17 protein-coding genes are annotated in these 16522 nt (G+C 64.8%); 15 read left to right on the top strand and 2 right to left on the bottom strand.

The annotated features are described in order from the left end of the window. Nucleotides 1-64: 64 nt before the first annotated feature. A complete protein-coding gene (locus ACZXDY_RS05265) occupies nucleotides 65-646 on the top strand; it encodes a peroxiredoxin (RefSeq protein WP_464344748.1) in 582 nt (193 codons plus the stop codon). On the opposite strand, the gene ACZXDY_RS05260 is transcribed toward ACZXDY_RS05265, so the two are convergent. Both ACZXDY_RS05260 and ACZXDY_RS05255 read right to left on the bottom strand, forming a co-directional pair. Further along, nucleotides 643-1305, bottom strand: a complete 663-nt coding sequence (locus ACZXDY_RS05260) for a uracil-DNA glycosylase (protein WP_464344747.1) — start codon at nucleotides 1303-1305, stop codon at nucleotides 643-645. The two genes, ACZXDY_RS05265 and ACZXDY_RS05260, sit on opposite strands and share 4 nt — an antisense overlap. Then, complete coding sequence (locus ACZXDY_RS05255) at nucleotides 1283-1924, bottom strand: LabA-like NYN domain-containing protein (protein WP_028166658.1); 642 nt, start codon at nucleotides 1922-1924, stop codon at nucleotides 1283-1285. The genes ACZXDY_RS05260 and ACZXDY_RS05255 overlap by 23 nt, the downstream gene beginning before the upstream one ends. Nucleotides 1925-2276: 352 nt before the next feature. Between ACZXDY_RS05255 and rpoZ the strand changes: the two genes are divergently transcribed. The 14 genes from rpoZ to parC all read left to right on the top strand — a co-directional run bounded on the left by rpoZ (nucleotide 2277) and on the right by parC (nucleotide 16419). After that, nucleotides 2277-2669: a DNA-directed RNA polymerase subunit omega gene (rpoZ, locus tag ACZXDY_RS05250; protein WP_027583153.1), complete on the top strand. Its 393-nt coding sequence runs from the start codon at nucleotides 2277-2279 to the stop codon at nucleotides 2667-2669. Nucleotides 2670-2882: 213 nt separating this feature from the next. Continuing rightward, entirely contained in the window at nucleotides 2883-5168 is a 2286-nt protein-coding gene (locus tag ACZXDY_RS05245) for a RelA/SpoT family protein (protein ID WP_464344746.1), read from the top strand. A gap of 108 nt (nucleotides 5169-5276) precedes the next feature. After that, the gene (locus tag ACZXDY_RS05240; protein ID WP_130229102.1) at nucleotides 5277-6047 is read left to right on the top strand and encodes a pyridoxine 5'-phosphate synthase; all 771 of its coding nucleotides are present in this window, start codon (nucleotides 5277-5279) and stop codon (nucleotides 6045-6047) included. Beyond that, nucleotides 6044-6463, top strand: a complete 420-nt coding sequence (acpS, locus tag ACZXDY_RS05235) for a holo-ACP synthase (RefSeq protein WP_028166655.1) — start codon at nucleotides 6044-6046, stop codon at nucleotides 6461-6463. Before ACZXDY_RS05240 ends, acpS begins: the two co-directional genes overlap by 4 nt. Nucleotides 6464-6749: 286 nt before the next feature. Then, nucleotides 6750-7508 (top strand): signal peptidase I, encoded by a 759-nt coding sequence (gene lepB / locus ACZXDY_RS05230; RefSeq protein ID WP_028166654.1) that lies wholly within the window; start codon nucleotides 6750-6752, stop codon nucleotides 7506-7508. Further along, nucleotides 7505-8329, top strand: coding sequence for a ribonuclease III (rnc, locus tag ACZXDY_RS05225; RefSeq protein WP_028166653.1), 825 nt, complete (start codon nucleotides 7505-7507; stop codon nucleotides 8327-8329). Before lepB ends, rnc begins: the two co-directional genes overlap by 4 nt. Next, complete coding sequence (era, locus tag ACZXDY_RS05220) at nucleotides 8319-9248, top strand: GTPase Era (protein WP_464344745.1); 930 nt, start codon at nucleotides 8319-8321, stop codon at nucleotides 9246-9248. The genes rnc and era overlap by 11 nt, the downstream gene beginning before the upstream one ends. Nucleotides 9249-9261: 13 nt before the next feature. Then, nucleotides 9262-9642 carry a hypothetical protein gene (locus ACZXDY_RS05215; RefSeq protein ID WP_028166651.1) on the top strand — a complete coding sequence of 127 codons (381 nt, stop codon included), beginning with the start codon at nucleotides 9262-9264 and terminating at the stop codon, nucleotides 9640-9642. Nucleotides 9643-9753: 111 nt separating this feature from the next. Further along, nucleotides 9754-10506 carry a DNA repair protein RecO gene (gene recO, locus ACZXDY_RS05210; RefSeq protein ID WP_464344744.1) on the top strand — a complete coding sequence of 251 codons (753 nt, stop codon included), beginning with the start codon at nucleotides 9754-9756 and terminating at the stop codon, nucleotides 10504-10506. A gap of 132 nt (nucleotides 10507-10638) precedes the next feature. Continuing rightward, the gene (locus tag ACZXDY_RS05205) at nucleotides 10639-11220 is read left to right on the top strand and encodes a hypothetical protein (protein ID WP_035691373.1); all 582 of its coding nucleotides are present in this window, start codon (nucleotides 10639-10641) and stop codon (nucleotides 11218-11220) included. 22 nt (nucleotides 11221-11242) lie between these two features. Then, on the top strand, nucleotides 11243-12793 hold the full coding sequence (locus ACZXDY_RS05200; protein WP_464344743.1) for an ABC transporter ATP-binding protein: 1551 nt from the start codon (nucleotides 11243-11245) through the stop codon (nucleotides 12791-12793). Next, nucleotides 12780-13463, top strand: coding sequence for an energy-coupling factor transporter transmembrane component T family protein (locus ACZXDY_RS05195; protein WP_464344742.1), 684 nt, complete (start codon nucleotides 12780-12782; stop codon nucleotides 13461-13463). Before ACZXDY_RS05200 ends, ACZXDY_RS05195 begins: the two co-directional genes overlap by 14 nt. Further along, a complete protein-coding gene (locus ACZXDY_RS05190; RefSeq protein WP_464344741.1) occupies nucleotides 13460-14089 on the top strand; it encodes a phosphoribosyltransferase family protein in 630 nt (209 codons plus the stop codon). Before ACZXDY_RS05195 ends, ACZXDY_RS05190 begins: the two co-directional genes overlap by 4 nt. A 77-nt stretch (nucleotides 14090-14166) precedes the next feature. Further along, a complete protein-coding gene (gene parC, locus ACZXDY_RS05185; protein ID WP_464344740.1) occupies nucleotides 14167-16419 on the top strand; it encodes a DNA topoisomerase IV subunit A in 2253 nt (750 codons plus the stop codon). Nucleotides 16420-16522 lie beyond the last annotated feature (103 nt).

Raw genomic sequence — 16522 nt, 5'->3', positions numbered from 1 at the left:
CGCCAGCCTGCAGCGAAGTTGATGGGTTTCGCTGCGCTCTACCCATCCTACAAAGGGTGCAACGATGAACCAGAAGAACCTGCTCGAAGTCGACTGGAGCAAGATTCCCGCGCCGACCGATGATGGTGGCGCCGCGCATCTGAAGGGCATGGCGATCCCGCCGGTCAGCCTGATGGCGACTGACGATACGTCAGTGTCGCTGTCTTCGCTGAAGGGGCGCACCGTGGTGTTCGCCTATCCGCGCACCGGCGAGCCCGGCAAGATCGCGCTGGTCGACGACTGGGACATGATCCCGGGCGCGCGCGGCTGCACGCCGCAGACCTGCGCCTTCCGCGACCTGTTCGCCGAGCTCAAGGCCGCCGACGCTGCCCACGTGTTCGGCCTGTCGACGCAGAGCAACGAATACCAGACGGAAATGGCGTCACGCCTGCATCTGCCGTTTCCGGTGCTCTCGGACGAGACGCTCGAGTTGACGCACGCGCTCAAACTGCCGACCATGGAGGTGGCGGGGCTGACGCTGATCAAGCGGCTGGCGCTGATCATCGACGACGGGCGTATCACCCACGTCTTCTATCCGGTGTTCCCGCCCGACCGGAACGCCGGCGACGTCCTGGAATGGCTGCGGGAAAATCCGGTAGCGGGCTAGCCCAGATCCTTCCGCACCTGCGCAAAGACATCGCGGAACATCTTCGGCGTGAGCACGCCGGTATTCGTATTGTAGCGCGAGCAGTGATAGCTGTCGTAGAGGCGGATGTTGCCGGCCTCGTGCACCGCGGCGTGCGTAAAGGGCGCAGCGGCATTGCGCAGGCCGAGCGCCTTCACCGTCGATTCATGCGCGATGCGGCCGAGCAGGACGATGGCGCGCAGCCTGGGCATGGTCGCGATGGTCCCTGCCAGGAACTTTCGGCAAGTGTTGATCTCGATCGGCAACGGCTTGTTCTGTGGCGGCACGCAGCGCACGGCGTTGCTGATCCGGCAATCGACCAGCCGCAAGCCGTCGTCGGGCCGTGCCTCGTAGACGCCCTCGGCAAAGCCGAACTCCAGCAGCGTGGCGTAGAGCAGGTCACCGGCATAGTCGCCGGTGAAAGGACGCCCCGTGCGGTTGGCGCCCTGCAGGCCCGGCGCCAGCCCTACGATCAGCAGCCGCGCCTCGGCATCGCCGAAGGAGTCCACCGGCGAATTGAACCAGCCCGGCTGCTTCGCGCGCGCCTCGGCGCGAAACTCGGCGAGCCGCGGACAGAGCGGGCAGTTGCGGTCGGGTTCGGTGGAGGCGGGAAGGAGGCTAGTCGTCGAAATCGTCGTCATCGGCCCGGGGCGCCGTGGTCGTGGCGCGCTGCAGGAATTGCGGCGCGTGGTGGCGAGACTCGCCGCGCTCGCGCGGGGCCGGCCGCTCGGACGGGTCGCGGCCGAGCTTGGATTGCAGTTCCACCAGGTCGGTGAAGACGTCGGCCTGGCGGCGGAGTTCGTCGGCAATCATCGGCGGCTGGCTTGCGATGGTCGAGACTACGGTTACCCGGACGCCGCGCCGCTGCACAGCCTCGACGAGCGAGCGGAAATCGCCGTCGCCGGAGAACAGCACCATCTGGTCGATATGTTCGGCGAGTTCCATTGCATCGACCGCGAGCTCGATGTCCATGTTGCCCTTCACCTTGCGGCGGCCGCTGGCGTCGATGAACTCCTTCGTGGCCTTGGTGACGACGGTGTAGCCGTTGTAGTCGAGCCAGTCGATCAGCGGCCGGATGGATGAATACTCCTGATCCTCGATGATCGCCGTGTAGTAGAACGCGCGGAGCAGGGTGCCGCGGCTCTGGAATTCCTTCAGGAGGCGCTTGTAGTCGATGTCGAACCCGAGCGTCTTGGCGGTTGCATACAGATTGGCTCCATCGATAAAGAGCGCGATCTTGTTGGAAACGGGTGACGACATCAAAGTTTCTCGCCTTTTGTTAGCTTCTCGGCGCAGCGGCGACGAGCCGCGCACCTTAATTCTGCGTTGCAGCCTAAAGTCCGGTGAATCTTCCCCCAACGACAGTCACCATCGCAATTATGGTGAGGCGAGGGCGAAATACCTACACTTTTGACGATGCAATGAAGTGAGTTACTTGTCCACAACGGCGTCCCGCCGCGTTACGGACGCTCCGGCCTTCTGGCCCCGTCACGGGTTAGCAGAGGTTTGGGCGAAGGCAAATCACAAATTTAATGTTGCGAAACCCCGCCTCGCCCTATAACTAACGCACAATAATCAGCAAATTCTGTCCCACTTAACGGAGCGACAGCATATGGCGCGCGTCACCGTCGAAGATTGCATTGATAAGGTCGACAACCGGTTCGATCTGGTCCTGTTGGCTGCCCATCGCGCTCGGATGATTTCCTCGGGATCACAACTCACGGTTGATCGAGACAACGACAAGAACCCGGTGGTATCGCTCCGCGAGATCGCCGACCAGACCATTTCCCCGGAGGACCTGCGCGAGGAACTGGTGCACTCGCTGCAGAAGTTCGTCGAGGTCGACGAGCCGGAGCCCGACACCGTGCCGCTGATCGGTTCGGCCGGTGCCAGCGTCGATGCCGACGACACCGAAGTGGCGATGGAGCGGATGACCGAGGAAGAGCTGCTGAAGGGCCTCGAGGGCCTCGCGCCGCCGGAGGAGCAGCCCGAAGAGGACGAATAGGTCCTCGCGGCGGCCCAACACGGTTGAACTGGCTGAAGGCCCGGGCACTGCCCGGGCCTTTGCGTTTGTTGACATTCTGGTCGCGAGATGCGTCCCTGAAGCCTTGACGGAAATTGAACGATTTTCGGTTCGAACAGGCTAAAGCTTGGTTCGAAATCGCACTAGACTAGAGGCGCGAGCCGCGGTCGGCTCGCGAGTTGAGGCAGTCATTCCATGGCGTATTGGCGCCGCACACCCCGCCAGATGCAGGCAGCGACCGATGCGGTCGCCGTCGCGCCTGACTCCGCGGTGGTGCAGAAGCCGCTCAAGCCGCGCGCCCGCATGATGCGGCAGTACGACCTGGTCGAGCGCGTCCGCTCCTACAATCCCGATACCAACGAAGACCTTTTGAACCGCGCCTATGTCTACGCCATGAAGGCGCATGGCACCCAGACCCGGGCGTCGGGCGATCCCTATTTCTCGCACCCGCTCGAAGTGGCGGCGATCCTGACCGGCCTCAAGCTCGACGACGCCACCATCGTCGCGGCGCTGCTGCACGACACCATCGAGGATACCGAGGCGACGCGGGCCGAGATCGACCAGGTGTTCGGCCACGAGATCGGCGCGCTGGTGGAGGGGCTGACCAAGTTGAAGCGGCTCGAGCTCGTCTCGCGCGAGGCCAAGCAGGCGGAGAACCTGCGCAAGCTCCTGCTCGCGATCGCCGATGACGTCCGCGTGCTCTTGATCAAGCTCGCCGACCGCCTGCACAACATGCGTACACTGGAGTTCGTGCCGCCGGCCTCACGCCGCCGCATCGCCGAGGAGACGCTGGATATCTACGCGCCGCTCGCCGGCCGCATGGGTATGCAGGAGATGCGAGAGGAACTCGAGGACCTCTCGTTCCACGTGCTCGATCCGGAAGCTTATGCGGTGGTCAAGCATCGGCTGGATGCGCTCGCCGAGCGTAACCGCAATCTGATCGGCGAGATCGAAAGCCAGCTTTCGAAGAACCTGCAGAAGAACGGCCTCAGCGCACGCGTCTACGGCCGGCGCAAGCAGCCGTTTTCGATCTGGACCAAGATGGAGCGCAAGTCGGTCGGCTTCGAGCAATTGTCCGATATCTACGGCTTTCGGATCGTGCTTGCCGACGTCGAGGCCTGCTACCGCGCGCTCGGCGTCGTGCATACGACCTGGCCGGTCGTGCCCGGGCGTTTCAAGGACTACATCTCGACGCCCAAGCAGAACGACTACCGTTCGATTCACACCACCGTGATCGGCCCCGGCAAGCAGCGCGTCGAGCTGCAGATCCGCACCGAGGAGATGAACCAGATCGCCGAATTCGGCATCGCGGCGCATGCATTCTACAAGGAGGGCACGGGCTCGCCGACCGAGCGGCTGAAGCACGAGTCCAACGCCTTTGCCTGGCTGCGTCACACCATAGGCATTCTCTCCGAGAGCGCCAATCCGGAAGAGTTCCTGGAGCACACCAAGCTGGAGCTGTTTCACGATCAGGTGTTCTGCTTCACGCCGAAGGGCAAGCTGATCGCGTTGCCGCGCAACGCCAATGTGATCGACTTCGCCTATGCCGTTCACACCGATGTTGGCAACAGCGCGGTCGGCTGCAAGATCAATGGGAAGTTTGCGCCGCTGTCCTCCGAGCTGCAGAACGGCGACGAAGTGGAGGTCCTGACCTCGAAGGCGCAGTCGGCGCCGCCGTCGGCCTGGGAAGCGCTCGCGGTCACTGGCAAGGCGCGCGCCGCGATCCGGCGCGCCACCCGCGCCGCGGTGCGCGACCAATATGCCGGGCTGGGCCGCCGCATCATCGACCGCCTGTTCGCCCGCGCCAAGATCGAATACGCCGACGACAAGCTGAAAGGCGCATTGCCGCGGCTGGCGCGCACCTCGATCGAGGACGTCCTGGTTTCCGTCGGCCGTGGCGAACTGAAAGCCTCCGACGTCGCGCGCGCGATGTATCCGGACTACAAGGAAGAGCGGCTGGTGCGCTACGGCACCAAGAAGGCGCTTGCCGCCAAGGCGCAGACGCCGCCGCATCCGGCCCGCGCAGCTTCGGTGATCCCGGTGCGCGGCATCAATTCCGAATTGCCGGTCAAGTTTGCGCCGAACGGCGGCGCGGTGCCGGGCGACCGCATCGTCGGCATCGTGACGCCGGGCGAGGGGATCACGATCTATCCGATCCAGTCACCGGCCCTGAAGGATTTCGAGGACGAGCCCGAGCGCTGGCTCGATGTGCGCTGGGACATCGACGAGACCATGCCGCAGCGTTTCCCGGCGCGGATCCTGGTCCACAACGTCAACGAGCCCGGCAGCCTCGCGCAGATCGCGACCGTGATCGCCGAGCATGACGGCAACATCGACAACATCCACATGTCGCGGCGCTCGCCTGACTTCACCGAGCTGACCATCGACCTCGAGGTCTATGACCTCAAGCATTTGAGCGCTATTCTCGCCCAGTTGCGCGCGAAGGCCGTGGTCGCACGGGTCGAGCGCGTGAATGGGTAGGTCATCGTCATTGCAGGGCTTGACCCGGCAATCCCATCTTTTCAAGAAGATGGATGCGCGGGTCGAGCCCGCGCATGACAGTCTAGGTTTCTGGCAGCGAGTTACATCATGCCTGTTCCGCCGCTCCGCCTTGGGGTCAATGTCGATCACGTCGCGACGCTGCGCAATGCGCGGGGCGGGGCGCGGCCCGATCCGGTACGCGCGGCGCTCTTGGCCATCGAGGCCGGCGCCGACGGGATCACCGCACATTTGCGCGAGGACCGGCGCCACATCCGCGACGAGGACATGGCACGGCTGAAGGCGCAGATATCAAAGCCCCTGAATTTCGAGATGGCGGCGACCGACGACATGCTGCGCATTTCACTCGCCACCAAGCCGCATGCCGTGTGCCTGGTGCCGGAACGGCGGCAGGAGCTTACCACCGAGGGCGGGCTGGACGTCGTCGGCCAGCACAATGCCCTGGCCCCGTTCATCGCGCGGCTCAGCGACGCCGGCATCCGGGTGTCGCTGTTCATCGCCGCCGACCCGAGGCAGATCGAGATGGCGGCGAAGTTGAAGGCGCCGGTGATCGAGATCCACACCGGCGGCTGGTGCGATGCTGTCGTGGACGGTCATCGGGAAAAAGCGGAAGCCGAATGGCGGCGCATTGTCGAAGGCGCCAAGCTGGCGCAGGCGGCCGGGCTTGAGGTCCATGCCGGCCACGGGCTCGACTATGACACCGCCGAGACGATTTCGGCGCTGCCCGAGATCAGGGAACTCAATATCGGCTACTTCATGATCGGCGAGGCGATCCTGGTCGGCTTGAAGGAGACCGTCCGCGCCATGCGCGCGGCGATGGACCGTGGCCGGAAGGCGATCGAGGGTGCGGGCGCGGCATGATCCTTGGCATCGGCTCCGACCTGATCGACATCACCCGGATCGCCAAGGTGATCGAGCGCCATGGCGATCGTTTCCTCGATCGCATCTTCACCGACGTCGAGCGCGCCAAGGCGCTGCGCCGCGCCAACAGCGAGAAGATGGTGGTCGCGACCTATGCCAAGCGTTTCGCCGCCAAGGAGGCCTGTGCCAAGGCGCTCGGCACCGGGATCATGCGCGGTGTCTGGTGGCGCGATATGGGCGTGGTGAACCTGCCCGGAGGGCGTCCGACCATGCGGTTGACCGGCGGGGCACTGGAGCGGCTCAGGCAAATCACCCCTGATGGCCTCGAGGCGCAGATCGACCTTTCGATCACCGACGACTGGCCGCTCGCGCAGGCCTTCGTCATAATTTCGGCGGTCGCACCGGCCAAACCTTGAGGTCGGTGGACGGTGCGGCGCTCCGGAATCGGGTAAAACTAAAAAATCATTGATTTTTCAATTGATTATGAAGTTTTAACGCGGCGCTTGATTGCGCGCCCCGTAACAACCGTCTAAAACGCCGCAGGGTAAACCGAGCCAGGGCAAATTCGGGTTCGCGCCGGGACTTGCTCTCTACACCAGACGTAGGAACCATCTTCGTGACGCGAGCGCGGAAAACGCGATTCGCGTGAGGAGCGCGTTCTGCCACCGCGCAGTTAAGGCAGTTGCGGGAATTGGGAAAGCGATGAGCGTGACCACAGGGACGAAATCCGAAAGCGGCCTAGGCGAGACAGTCCGGGTCGTCATCCATGCGCTTATCATCGCGCTCGTGATCCGTACCTTCCTGTTCCAGCCCTTCAACATCCCGTCCGGCTCGATGAAGGCCACGCTGCTGGTCGGCGACTACCTGTTCGTGTCGAAATATTCCTACGGCTACAGCCACTACTCGATCCCGCTTTCGCCGCCCTTGTTTTCCGGCCGCATCTTCGGCTCGGAGCCGAACCGCGGCGACATCGTCGTCTTCCGCCTGCCGAAGGATGATTCGACCGATTACATCAAGCGCGTGATCGGGCTGCCCGGCGACCGCATCCAGATGAAGGAGGGGCTGCTCTACATCAACGACGCCCCGGTCAAGCGCGAGCGGCTCAGCGATTTCATCGGCGAAGACCCCTGCGGATCCGACGCGACCGCACGCGTCAAGCGCTGGAAGGAGACGCTGCCCAACGGCGTCAGCTATGAGACGCTGGATTGCGTCGACAATGGCTTCTACGACAACACCAATGTCTACACCGTGCCGGCCGGCCACTTCTTCATGATGGGAGACAATCGCGACAATTCGACCGACAGCCGCGTGCTGTCGGCGGTGGGTTACGTGCCGTTCGAGAACCTCGTTGGCCGCGCGCAGATGATCTTCTTCTCGATCGGCGAGGGCGAGCACGCCTGGATGTTCTGGCGTTGGCCGACCGCGGTGCGCTGGAATCGCCTATTCACCATTGTGCGATGAAAGACGATACGCCTGTCATTCAGAGTCTTCCGACTGCCGGCGAGCCGAGCGAGCAGCCCGACGCGGTCGGCACCGCTGCGCCGAAGAAGAAGCGCAGCAAGGCCAGCAAGGCGGCCGCCGAGAAGGAGGCGGTTGCTGCAACCGAGGCGCGCATTGGCTACAAGTTCTCGGATCCGGCGCTATTGATGACGGCGTTCACGCATGTCTCCGCGCTGAAGCCGGCTACCCGCCACCGCGCCGACAGCTATCAGCGGCTTGAGTTCCTCGGCGACCATGTGCTCGGATTGATCATCTCCGACATGCTCTATCGCGCCCATCCGCGCGCGGACGAGGGCGAATTGTCGAAGCGTCTCGCCGATCTCGTGCGCAAGGAAAGCTGCGCCGACGTCGCCGAGCAACTCGGTCTGCTCGACGACATCAAGCTCGGCATGGTCAAGGCGGTCGAGGGGGCGCGGTTGCGCAAATCCGTGCTGGGCGACGTCTGCGAGGCCGTGATCGGCGCGATCTTCCTCGACGGCGGCTACGAGGCCGCCGCGAAATTCGTCGAGCGGAACTGGATCGACCGGATGCGCAAGCTCCGCCGGCCGCTGCGCGATCCCAAGACCATGCTGCAGGAATGGGCGCAGAGCAGGGGCCTGCCGACGCCCGTCTACCGCGAGGTCGAACGCACCGGGCCGCATCACGATCCGCAATTCCGCGTTGCCGTCGACCTGCCGGGCTTGGCGCCGGCGGAAGGCGTCGGCCCGAACAAGCGCGCGGCGGAGAAGGCGGCGGCGTCCGCAATGATCGCCCGCGAAGGTGCCGGCAGCCATGACGGCTGAGTCGAGGGCGGAGGCCGATCCGGCCGGGACACGTTGCGGCTTCGTCGCCCTGATCGGGGCGCCGAACGTCGGCAAGTCGACGCTTGTCAACGCGCTGGTCGGCTCGAAGGTCACCATCGTCTCGCGCAAGGTGCAGACGACGCGTGCGCTGATCCGCGGCATCGTGATCGAGGGCAATGCGCAGATTATCCTGGTCGACACGCCCGGCATCTTTGCGCCGCGGCGGCGGCTGGACCGGGCCATGGTGTCGACTGCCTGGAGCGGGGCGCATGACGCCGACCTCGTCTGCGTGCTGCTTGACGCCAAGTCCGGCATGGACGCGGAAGCCGAGGCGATCTTCGCCAAGCTCAATAGCGTGGCCCATCCGAAGATCCTGGTGCTGAACAAGATCGATCTGGTGCCGCGCGAGAAACTGCTGGCGCTGGCGAAGACCGCCAATGACCGCTTGCGGTTCGAGAACACTTTCATGATCTCGGCGTTGTCAGGCGACGGTGTCGACGATCTGCGCAGGGCGCTGGCAAGCATGGTGGCCGCCGGGCCGTTCCTCTATCCCGAGGACCAGATGTCCGACGCGCCGATGCGGCACTTGGCAGCCGAGATCACGCGGGAGAAGATCTACCAAAAGCTCCACCAGGAACTGCCGTACCAATCGACGGTCGAGACCGACAGCTGGACCGAGCGCAACGACAAGTCGATCCGCATCGAGCAGACGATCTTTGTCGAGCGCGAGAGCCAGCGCAAGATCGTGCTCGGCAAGGGCGGCGCCACGATCAAGTCGATCGGCGCGGAGGCGCGGAAGGAGATTGCCGAGATCATGGGCGTTCCCGTGCACCTGTTCCTGTTCGTCAAGGTGCGCGAGAATTGGGGCGACGATCCCGACCGCTACCGGGAAATGGGACTGGAGTTTCCCAAGGAATGATCGGGCTCTTCCGATGAAAGTACCCAGAAACGTGCTTCTGTTCGAGGTGCTGCTGTATCTGTCGCTGACGCTGGACGCGCTGTCGGTGGCGTTCCAGGACCGCACCCCGGGTGGCGAGATGACCGAGCAGATGATCACGGTCGTCACCTGGCTGCAGGCCGGCCTGATCCTGCTCCTGGTCTACTTCGTTTACCTGGCGGCACAGCACCGCAAGAACTGGCCGCGCTGGGTGCTGGCGGCGGTGCTATTGCTGTCGGTGATCTCGCTGTTGCAGGTGATCGGCACCACCGGCATCCAGCTCGACAGCGGCGTCGAGGTGATCTCCTGCGCGCTGACGGCGGCCGGGCTCTATTTCTCCTTCACCGGCGACGCTCACGGCTGGTTCAACGCGTAGCCCGCGTGGTCGCGTAGGGTGGGCAAAGCGAATCGTGCCCACCATTCACGATCGGTGCAAGAGAGGTGGGCACGCTACGCTTTGCCCACCCTACATGCTACTCTCCGCGTCATGGAGTGGACCGACGAAGGCATCGTGCTCGGGGTGCGGCGGCATGGCGAATCTTCCGCCATTGTCGAGCTCCTGACGCGCGAGCACGGCCGCCATCTCGGCCTGGTGCGCGGCGGGGCCAGCGCGCGGATGCGGCCGCTGCTGCAGCCCGGCAACAGCGTCACTGCGATGTGGAGGGCGCGGCTCGACGAGCATCTCGGCTATTACCGGCTCGACGGCACGCGGCTGCGCGCCGCGAACCTGCTGGCGTCGTCGCATGCCGTTTATGGCGTCACCCATCTGGCTTCGCTGGCGCGGCTGTTGCCGGAACGCGATCCGCACCAGGACATCTACGAGATGCTGGCGCAGACGCTGGATGATTTCGAGGATGCTGGCGGTGCCGCTATGCATCTCATCCGCTTCGAGCTGGCGATGCTGACCGAACTCGGCTTCGGACTCGACCTCTCGAATTGCGCGGCGACCGGCGCGACCTCCGAACTGGTCTACGTCTCGCCGAAATCGGGCGGCGCAGTCTCGCGTACCGCCGGTGAACCCTGGCGCGATCGCCTGATGCGGCTGCCGCCGTTCCTGCGCGATGACGATGACGGCGCCGGCACCTGCTCGGACCAGGACCTGCTCGATGGCTTTGCGCTCACCGGCCGCTTCCTCCTGCGCAATGTGCTGGAGCCGCGCGGGCAGGGGCACTCCGACGCGAGGGAAGGCTTCATCAATGCGGTGGTGCGCCGTCGGGCCCGGATCGCTGCCCCGCCCTGACGGCAATGCGCGCCGAAATTGCCAACCCACACATGGTGGTTCTATTGCGTGCAACCCTCGGCCCGTTCCATGCCGCATGGCCCGAAACTTGCCTGAAAAATCTCAGGGCAAACTCATGACGGGGAGCATGCAATGAGTACGCAAATCACCTACAGCGAATCCGATTCGGTCGGTTTCTTTCCTATCGTCCTAGCGGTCGTCTGCGGCGTGGCGACGGGCGTGTTGTGGGCCTACGCCAATCCGATCCAGCTTGTGCCCGGCGTGATCCAGTGGCGCATCTTCGCGTTCCTGCCGCCGTTGATCGGGCTGCTGCTCGGGCCGAAGAGCGGGTTCATCTGCGGCTATATCGGCACCATCGTCTGGTCGCTGCTCGCCGGCACTTTCATTCCCGCGCATTCGCTCATCGTGGACGGCATCATGGTCGGGCTCACCGGCGCCGTGCCGCCGATGCTGGTCAATCTGCGCAAGACCAATTTCGACCTGTCGATGCCGGTGCTGCTCAAGATCGCGGTGATCTGCGCGGTGGTCGGCATCATCATGGTGGCGGCGGTGTCGGCGAGTCTGGCGGTGCTCGGCATTTTCCCGTTCTGGTATGCGATGCTCTATATCGGCCTGTCGGACATCGTGCCGATGGTGATCGGAACGCCGCTGCTGGTACGTCCCGGCGCCAGGCTGCTTGCCGGCATCAGCCGGGGCACGCTGCACCGGTTCTGACCGCCTTGGGGAGCGCGACTTGATGCTTGATCTGCGTGGAGTGAGCGTCGGCTTTCGGGCCGACGCTCACGTGCTGTCCGATATCAATCTCCGTCTCGAAGCCGGCAGCACCACGATCGTGACGGGGGCGGGCGGTTCGGGAAAATCGACGCTGCTTGCGGTCGCGGCCGGTCTCATTCCGAAGCTGATCCGGCCGCAGCGCATGGAGGGCGCGGTGTCGCTCGACGGCACCGATCTCGGCGCGATTGCGGGCAGCGAGTTGTTTCGCCGCGTTGGCCTCGTGCTGCAATCGGTCGAGGACCAGGTCTGGGATCTTTCGGTCGAGGACCTGATCGCTTTTCCGCTGGAGAACCGCGGCGTGGCGCAGGCGGAAATCCGCGCGCGCGTCGGCGCCGTGATCGAGCAGATGAATATCTGCCGGCTGGTCGGGCGCACCGTGCGCACGCTCTCGGGTGGCGAACGCCGGATCGCGGCGCTTGCCTCGGCGCTGGTCTGGCAACCGGACGTGCTGATCCTGGATGAGCCGACCAGCGGGCTCGATCCCGATGCGCGGCTGCGCATGATCGGCATCCTGCGCGAGCTTAGGAAAACGAAGCTGACGCTGTTGATCGCCGAGCAGGATCTCGCCTGGTTCGATGGCGTGGCCGATCGTGTGGTGTTCTTGAAGGAGGGCTGCATCGTCGACGATCTGTCCTGGCAGGCAGCCGTTCGCGCCATCACGCCCTATGCGGTCGCCGGCATCGAGCCGCCCTTTGCGGCGCCGGCGCCGCGGGCCGTGGTGCGGCCGGCGCAGTCGGGCCCGGCGCTCTCGGTCCGGCAGCTTTCGAGCACGCTGCGCCGTCCGAACGGCGAGCCGGTGCTGCGGTCGATTGAGCTCTCGCTCGGAAAAGGCGAGGTAGTGGGGCTGATCGGCAGCAACGGCGCCGGCAAGACCACGCTGATGCGTACGCTGCTCGGCCTGCAGAAGGCAGCCGGCGGCGCGATCGAGATCGGCGGCCGCGATAGCGCCGGCTGGACCATCGCGCAGCGGGCGCGCGAGATCGGTTATGTCGCGCAGAATTTGCGGCGGATGTTCTTCCTGCTCTCGGTCGTGGAGGAGGTCGTGTTCTCGCTGTCCGGCGGCGATGCTGGCGCCAAGGCCGTTGCTGCGCATCGCGAACGGGCGATCGAACTTTTGCAGGGCGTCGGTCTCGCCGACCGCGCCGAGCTTTCGCCATTCGCGCTGTCGGCGCGCGAGCAGTTGATGCTGGCGCTGGTCTGCATCGAGGCGACGGCGCCGTCGGTCGTGATCCTGGATGAGCCGCTGATCGCCTGCGACAGCGTCTCGCGTGCCGGCGTGCTGGCCTTCCTCGACCGCTGCCGCGCACGGGGTTGTGCGGCGCTGCTGGTCTCGCACGACCTGCAGCTTGTCGACCGCGCCACCGACCGCGTACTGATCCTGGAGGATGGCCGGCTGGCCTTCGACGGGACGACCGAGGCGGCCTGGTCCTCGGACGTATTTGCGCGTCGCGGCTGGCCGCGCCCGGACCAGAACGTCACAACATCAGGAGGAGGCCAGCGTGCATCGGCTTGATCGTATCAACCCGTTCGTCAAATTGCTGGCGGCGCTGGTGCTGTCATCGCTCGGCTGGGTCGCCGGCAGCGCGGTGACGGCTGGCGTGATCGCCGCGATCGTGCTGGCGACCGTGATCGCCTGCCGGCTGCCGCAAACCAGAGGCTATCTCAAACTGATGGCGCTGGTCGGCGGCCTGGTGACGCTGAGCTGGACCTTGAGTTTCGTCTGGAACGGGACGCCGCTCGCCGCGGCGATCGATGATGCGCTGCGCATGGCCTTCCGCCTGATCGCCACCACCGGCAGTTTCTTCGTCGCGATCGAGACTACGTCGGCCGGCACGCTGCTTGCCGCCTGCAGCCGGCTGCGCTTGCCGGGCTCGTTGACGCTCGTGCTGGTGCTCGTGATCGGCATGATCCCGCTGATGCGCGAGGAATTCCAGAGCATCGGCGAGACCCAGCGGGCGCGCGGCCTCGAACTCGACCGCGGGCCCTTGCCGCGGCGCGTCCTCTATGCGCTGGCGCGCGGCGTGCCGCTGATGGTGCAGACGTTCCGCATGGCCGAGACGATCGCGCTGGCGCTGTCGATCTACGGCTTCGATCCGAAGATGGCGCGCACGAGTTGGCGCGACATCGGCTGGCTCACCATCCAGACCGACTTTCCTTTGACAAATCCGGGCAGGACCACATGAGCGCACTCACCCCCGCCACCTATACTGTCGACATCGCCGGCGAGCCGACGGAGCTGCCGCTCGTCGCCATCAACGAGCGCCTGGCGATTTCGCTTCTGATGGTGATCGACATGGGCGTCGGCTTCGGTGAGCGGATCGGAAAGGCGCTGGCCGCGCGGCTGAAGGGGAAGGAGCCGGACATCGTGGTCGGCGCGGCGACGCTCGGCATTCCCGTCGCCATCGAGGTCTCGCGCCATCTCGGGCTCGACCAATATGTCATCGTGCAGAAATCGCCGAAGATTCATTTGGGCGACGCGTTGGTCGAGTATGTGCAATCGGTGACCTCATCCGGCTCGCAGCGGCTGCTGCTCGACCGCCGGGCGATCCCGCTGCTGAAGGGCAGGCGGGTCGTCGTGGTCGATGACGTCGTGGCGACCGGCTCGAGCCTGGCTGCGACCTTGAAGCTGGTGCGGCAGGCCGGCGCCGAGGTCGCCGGCGTCGGCGTGATCCTGACCGAGGGGCACGAGTGGAAGAAGGTGCTGGGCGCCGATGCCGATCTCGTGACCGGGCTCGGCCATATCCCGCAATTCAACATCACCAATGGCCATGCCACGCCGAACCCGGCGACCCTGGCGGGTGCAGGCTGAAAAATCGGGCTTTTTCTGCGGGGTATGGTGCCGAATCGATTCTTGCCCGATTCGCCCGGAGCGGTTAACCCGTCGGCATGGGAAAAGCACTGATTCCGCCGGAACCGCCGGAGATCCACGAGGTACCGCTGCGCGATGCGCTGGAAGAGCGCTATCTCGCTTACGCGCTATCGACCATCATGCATCGTGCGCTGCCGGACGCCCGCGACGGGCTGAAGCCGGTGCACCGGCGCATCCTTTACGGGATGCGGCTGCTGCGCCTCGATCCGGGCGCGCCGTTCAAGAAATCGGCAAAGATTGTCGGCGACGTGATGGGCTCGTTCCATCCGCATGGCGACCAGGCGATCTACGACGCCATGGTGCGCCTCGCGCAGGATTTCTCCTCGCGCTACCCGCTGGTCGACGGCCAGGGCAATTTCGGCAATATCGACGGCGATAACCCCGCCGCCTACCGCTACACCGAAGCGCGCATGACCGATGTCGCGCGGCTGCTGCTCGAGGGCATCGACGAGGACGGCGTCGAGTTCCGCGCCAACTATGACGGCCAGTCGAAGGAGCCGGTGGTTCTGCCCGGCGGCTTCCCGAACCTGCTCGCCAACGGTTCGCAGGGCATCGCGGTGGGCATGGCGACCTCGATCCCGCCGCACAACGCCGCCGAGCTCTGCGACGCGGCACTGCACCTGATCGAGAAGCCCGACGCCAAGTCGAAGGCGCTCTTGCGATGGGTGAAGGGCCCGGATTTCCCGACCGGCGGCATCATCATCGATTCCAAGGAAGCGATCACCGAGGCCTACAGCACCGGCCGCGGCTCGTTCCGCACGCGTGCGCGCTGGAAGCAGGAAGAGGGTGCGCGCGGCACCTGGGTGATCGTGGTCACTGAGATCCCGTGGCTGGTGCAGAAATCGCGCCTGGTCGAGAAGATCTCCGAGCTCATCGACCAGAAGAAATTGCCACTGGTCGGCGAGGTCAGGGACGAGTCGGCGGATGACGTTCGGCTGGTGATCGAGCCGAAGTCGCGCAATGTCGATCCCGAACTGATGATGGAGTCGCTGTTCCGGCTGACCGAGCTGGAAAGCAAGATTTCGCTGAACCTCAACGTGCTGGTGAAGGGGAAAATCCCCAAGGTGGTCGGCCTCGCCGAGTGCCTTCGCGAATGGCTCGACCACCTGCGCGATGTGCTGGTGCGCCGCTCGAATTATCGCAAGGGTCAGATCGAGAACCGGCTGGAGATCCTCGGCGGCTACCTGATCGCCTACTTGAATATCGACAAGGTGATCAAGATCATCCGCACCGAGGACGAGCCGAAGCCGGTGCTGATGAAGACCTTCAAGCTCACCGAGGTCCAGGCCGATGCCATCCTCAACATGCGCCTGCGTAGCTTGCGCAAGCTTGAGGAAATGGAGATCCGGACCGAGGACAAGGACCTCCGCAAGGAATTGAAAGGCATCGAACAGCTGCTCCGCTCCGAGACCGAGCAATGGGCCAAGGTCGGCGAGCAGGTGCGGAAGGTCCGCGACATGTTCGGGCCGAAGACGCCGCTCGGCAAGCGCCGCACCACCTTTGCGGATGCGCCCGAGCATGATCTCGCCGCGATCGAGGAGGCCTTCGTCGAGCGCGAGCCGGTCACCGTCGTGATCTCCGAGAAGGGCTGGGTGCGCACGCTCAAGGGCCATGTCGCCGATCTCTCGGGCCTTGCCTTCAAGACCGACGACAAGCTCGATCACGCCTTCTTCGCCGAGACCACCTCGAAGCTCCTGCTGTTCGCCACCAACGGGAAATTCTACTCGCTCGATGTGGCGAAGCTGCCGGGCGGTCGCGGCCATGGCGAGCCGATCCGCATGTTCATCGACATGGAGCAGGATGCGGCGATCGTGTCGCTGTTCGTCAACAAGGGCGGCCGCAAATTCCTGGTCGCCAGCAGTGAAGGACAGGGCTTCGTCGTCAACGAGGACGACTGCGTCGGCACCACCCGCAAGGGTAAGCAGGTGCTGAACGTCGACATGCCGAACGAGGCGCGCGCGCTCGCAACCGTGGCAGGTGACACCGTCGCGGTGATCGGCACCAATCACAAGATGGTGCTGTTCCCGCTCGATCAGGTGCCGGAAATGGCCCGCGGCCGCGGCGTGCGGTTGCAGAAATACACCAGCGCCTCGCTGTCCGATGTCGCGGTGTTCGATTCCAAGGCGGGCCTGACGTGGAAGGATTCCGCCGGCCGCGAGCACGGCATGAGCATCAAGGAGCTTGCCGACTGGCGCGGCAACCGCGCCGACGCTGGCCGTCTCGCGCACGGCCTGCCGAAGTCGAACAAGTTCAACCGCGGCGTAGAGTAGTTACGTAGGGCGGATTAGGCGCAAGCTGTAATCCGCCCTCTTGCCGCGAAGCGGCGGATTACGCCTTCGGCTAATCCGCCCTACGCTTTCCGCGCCGTAATAG

This window comes from Bradyrhizobium sp. LeoB3, from assembly GCF_055456055.1.
This window is presented reverse-complemented; position numbering and strand designations above follow the sequence as displayed.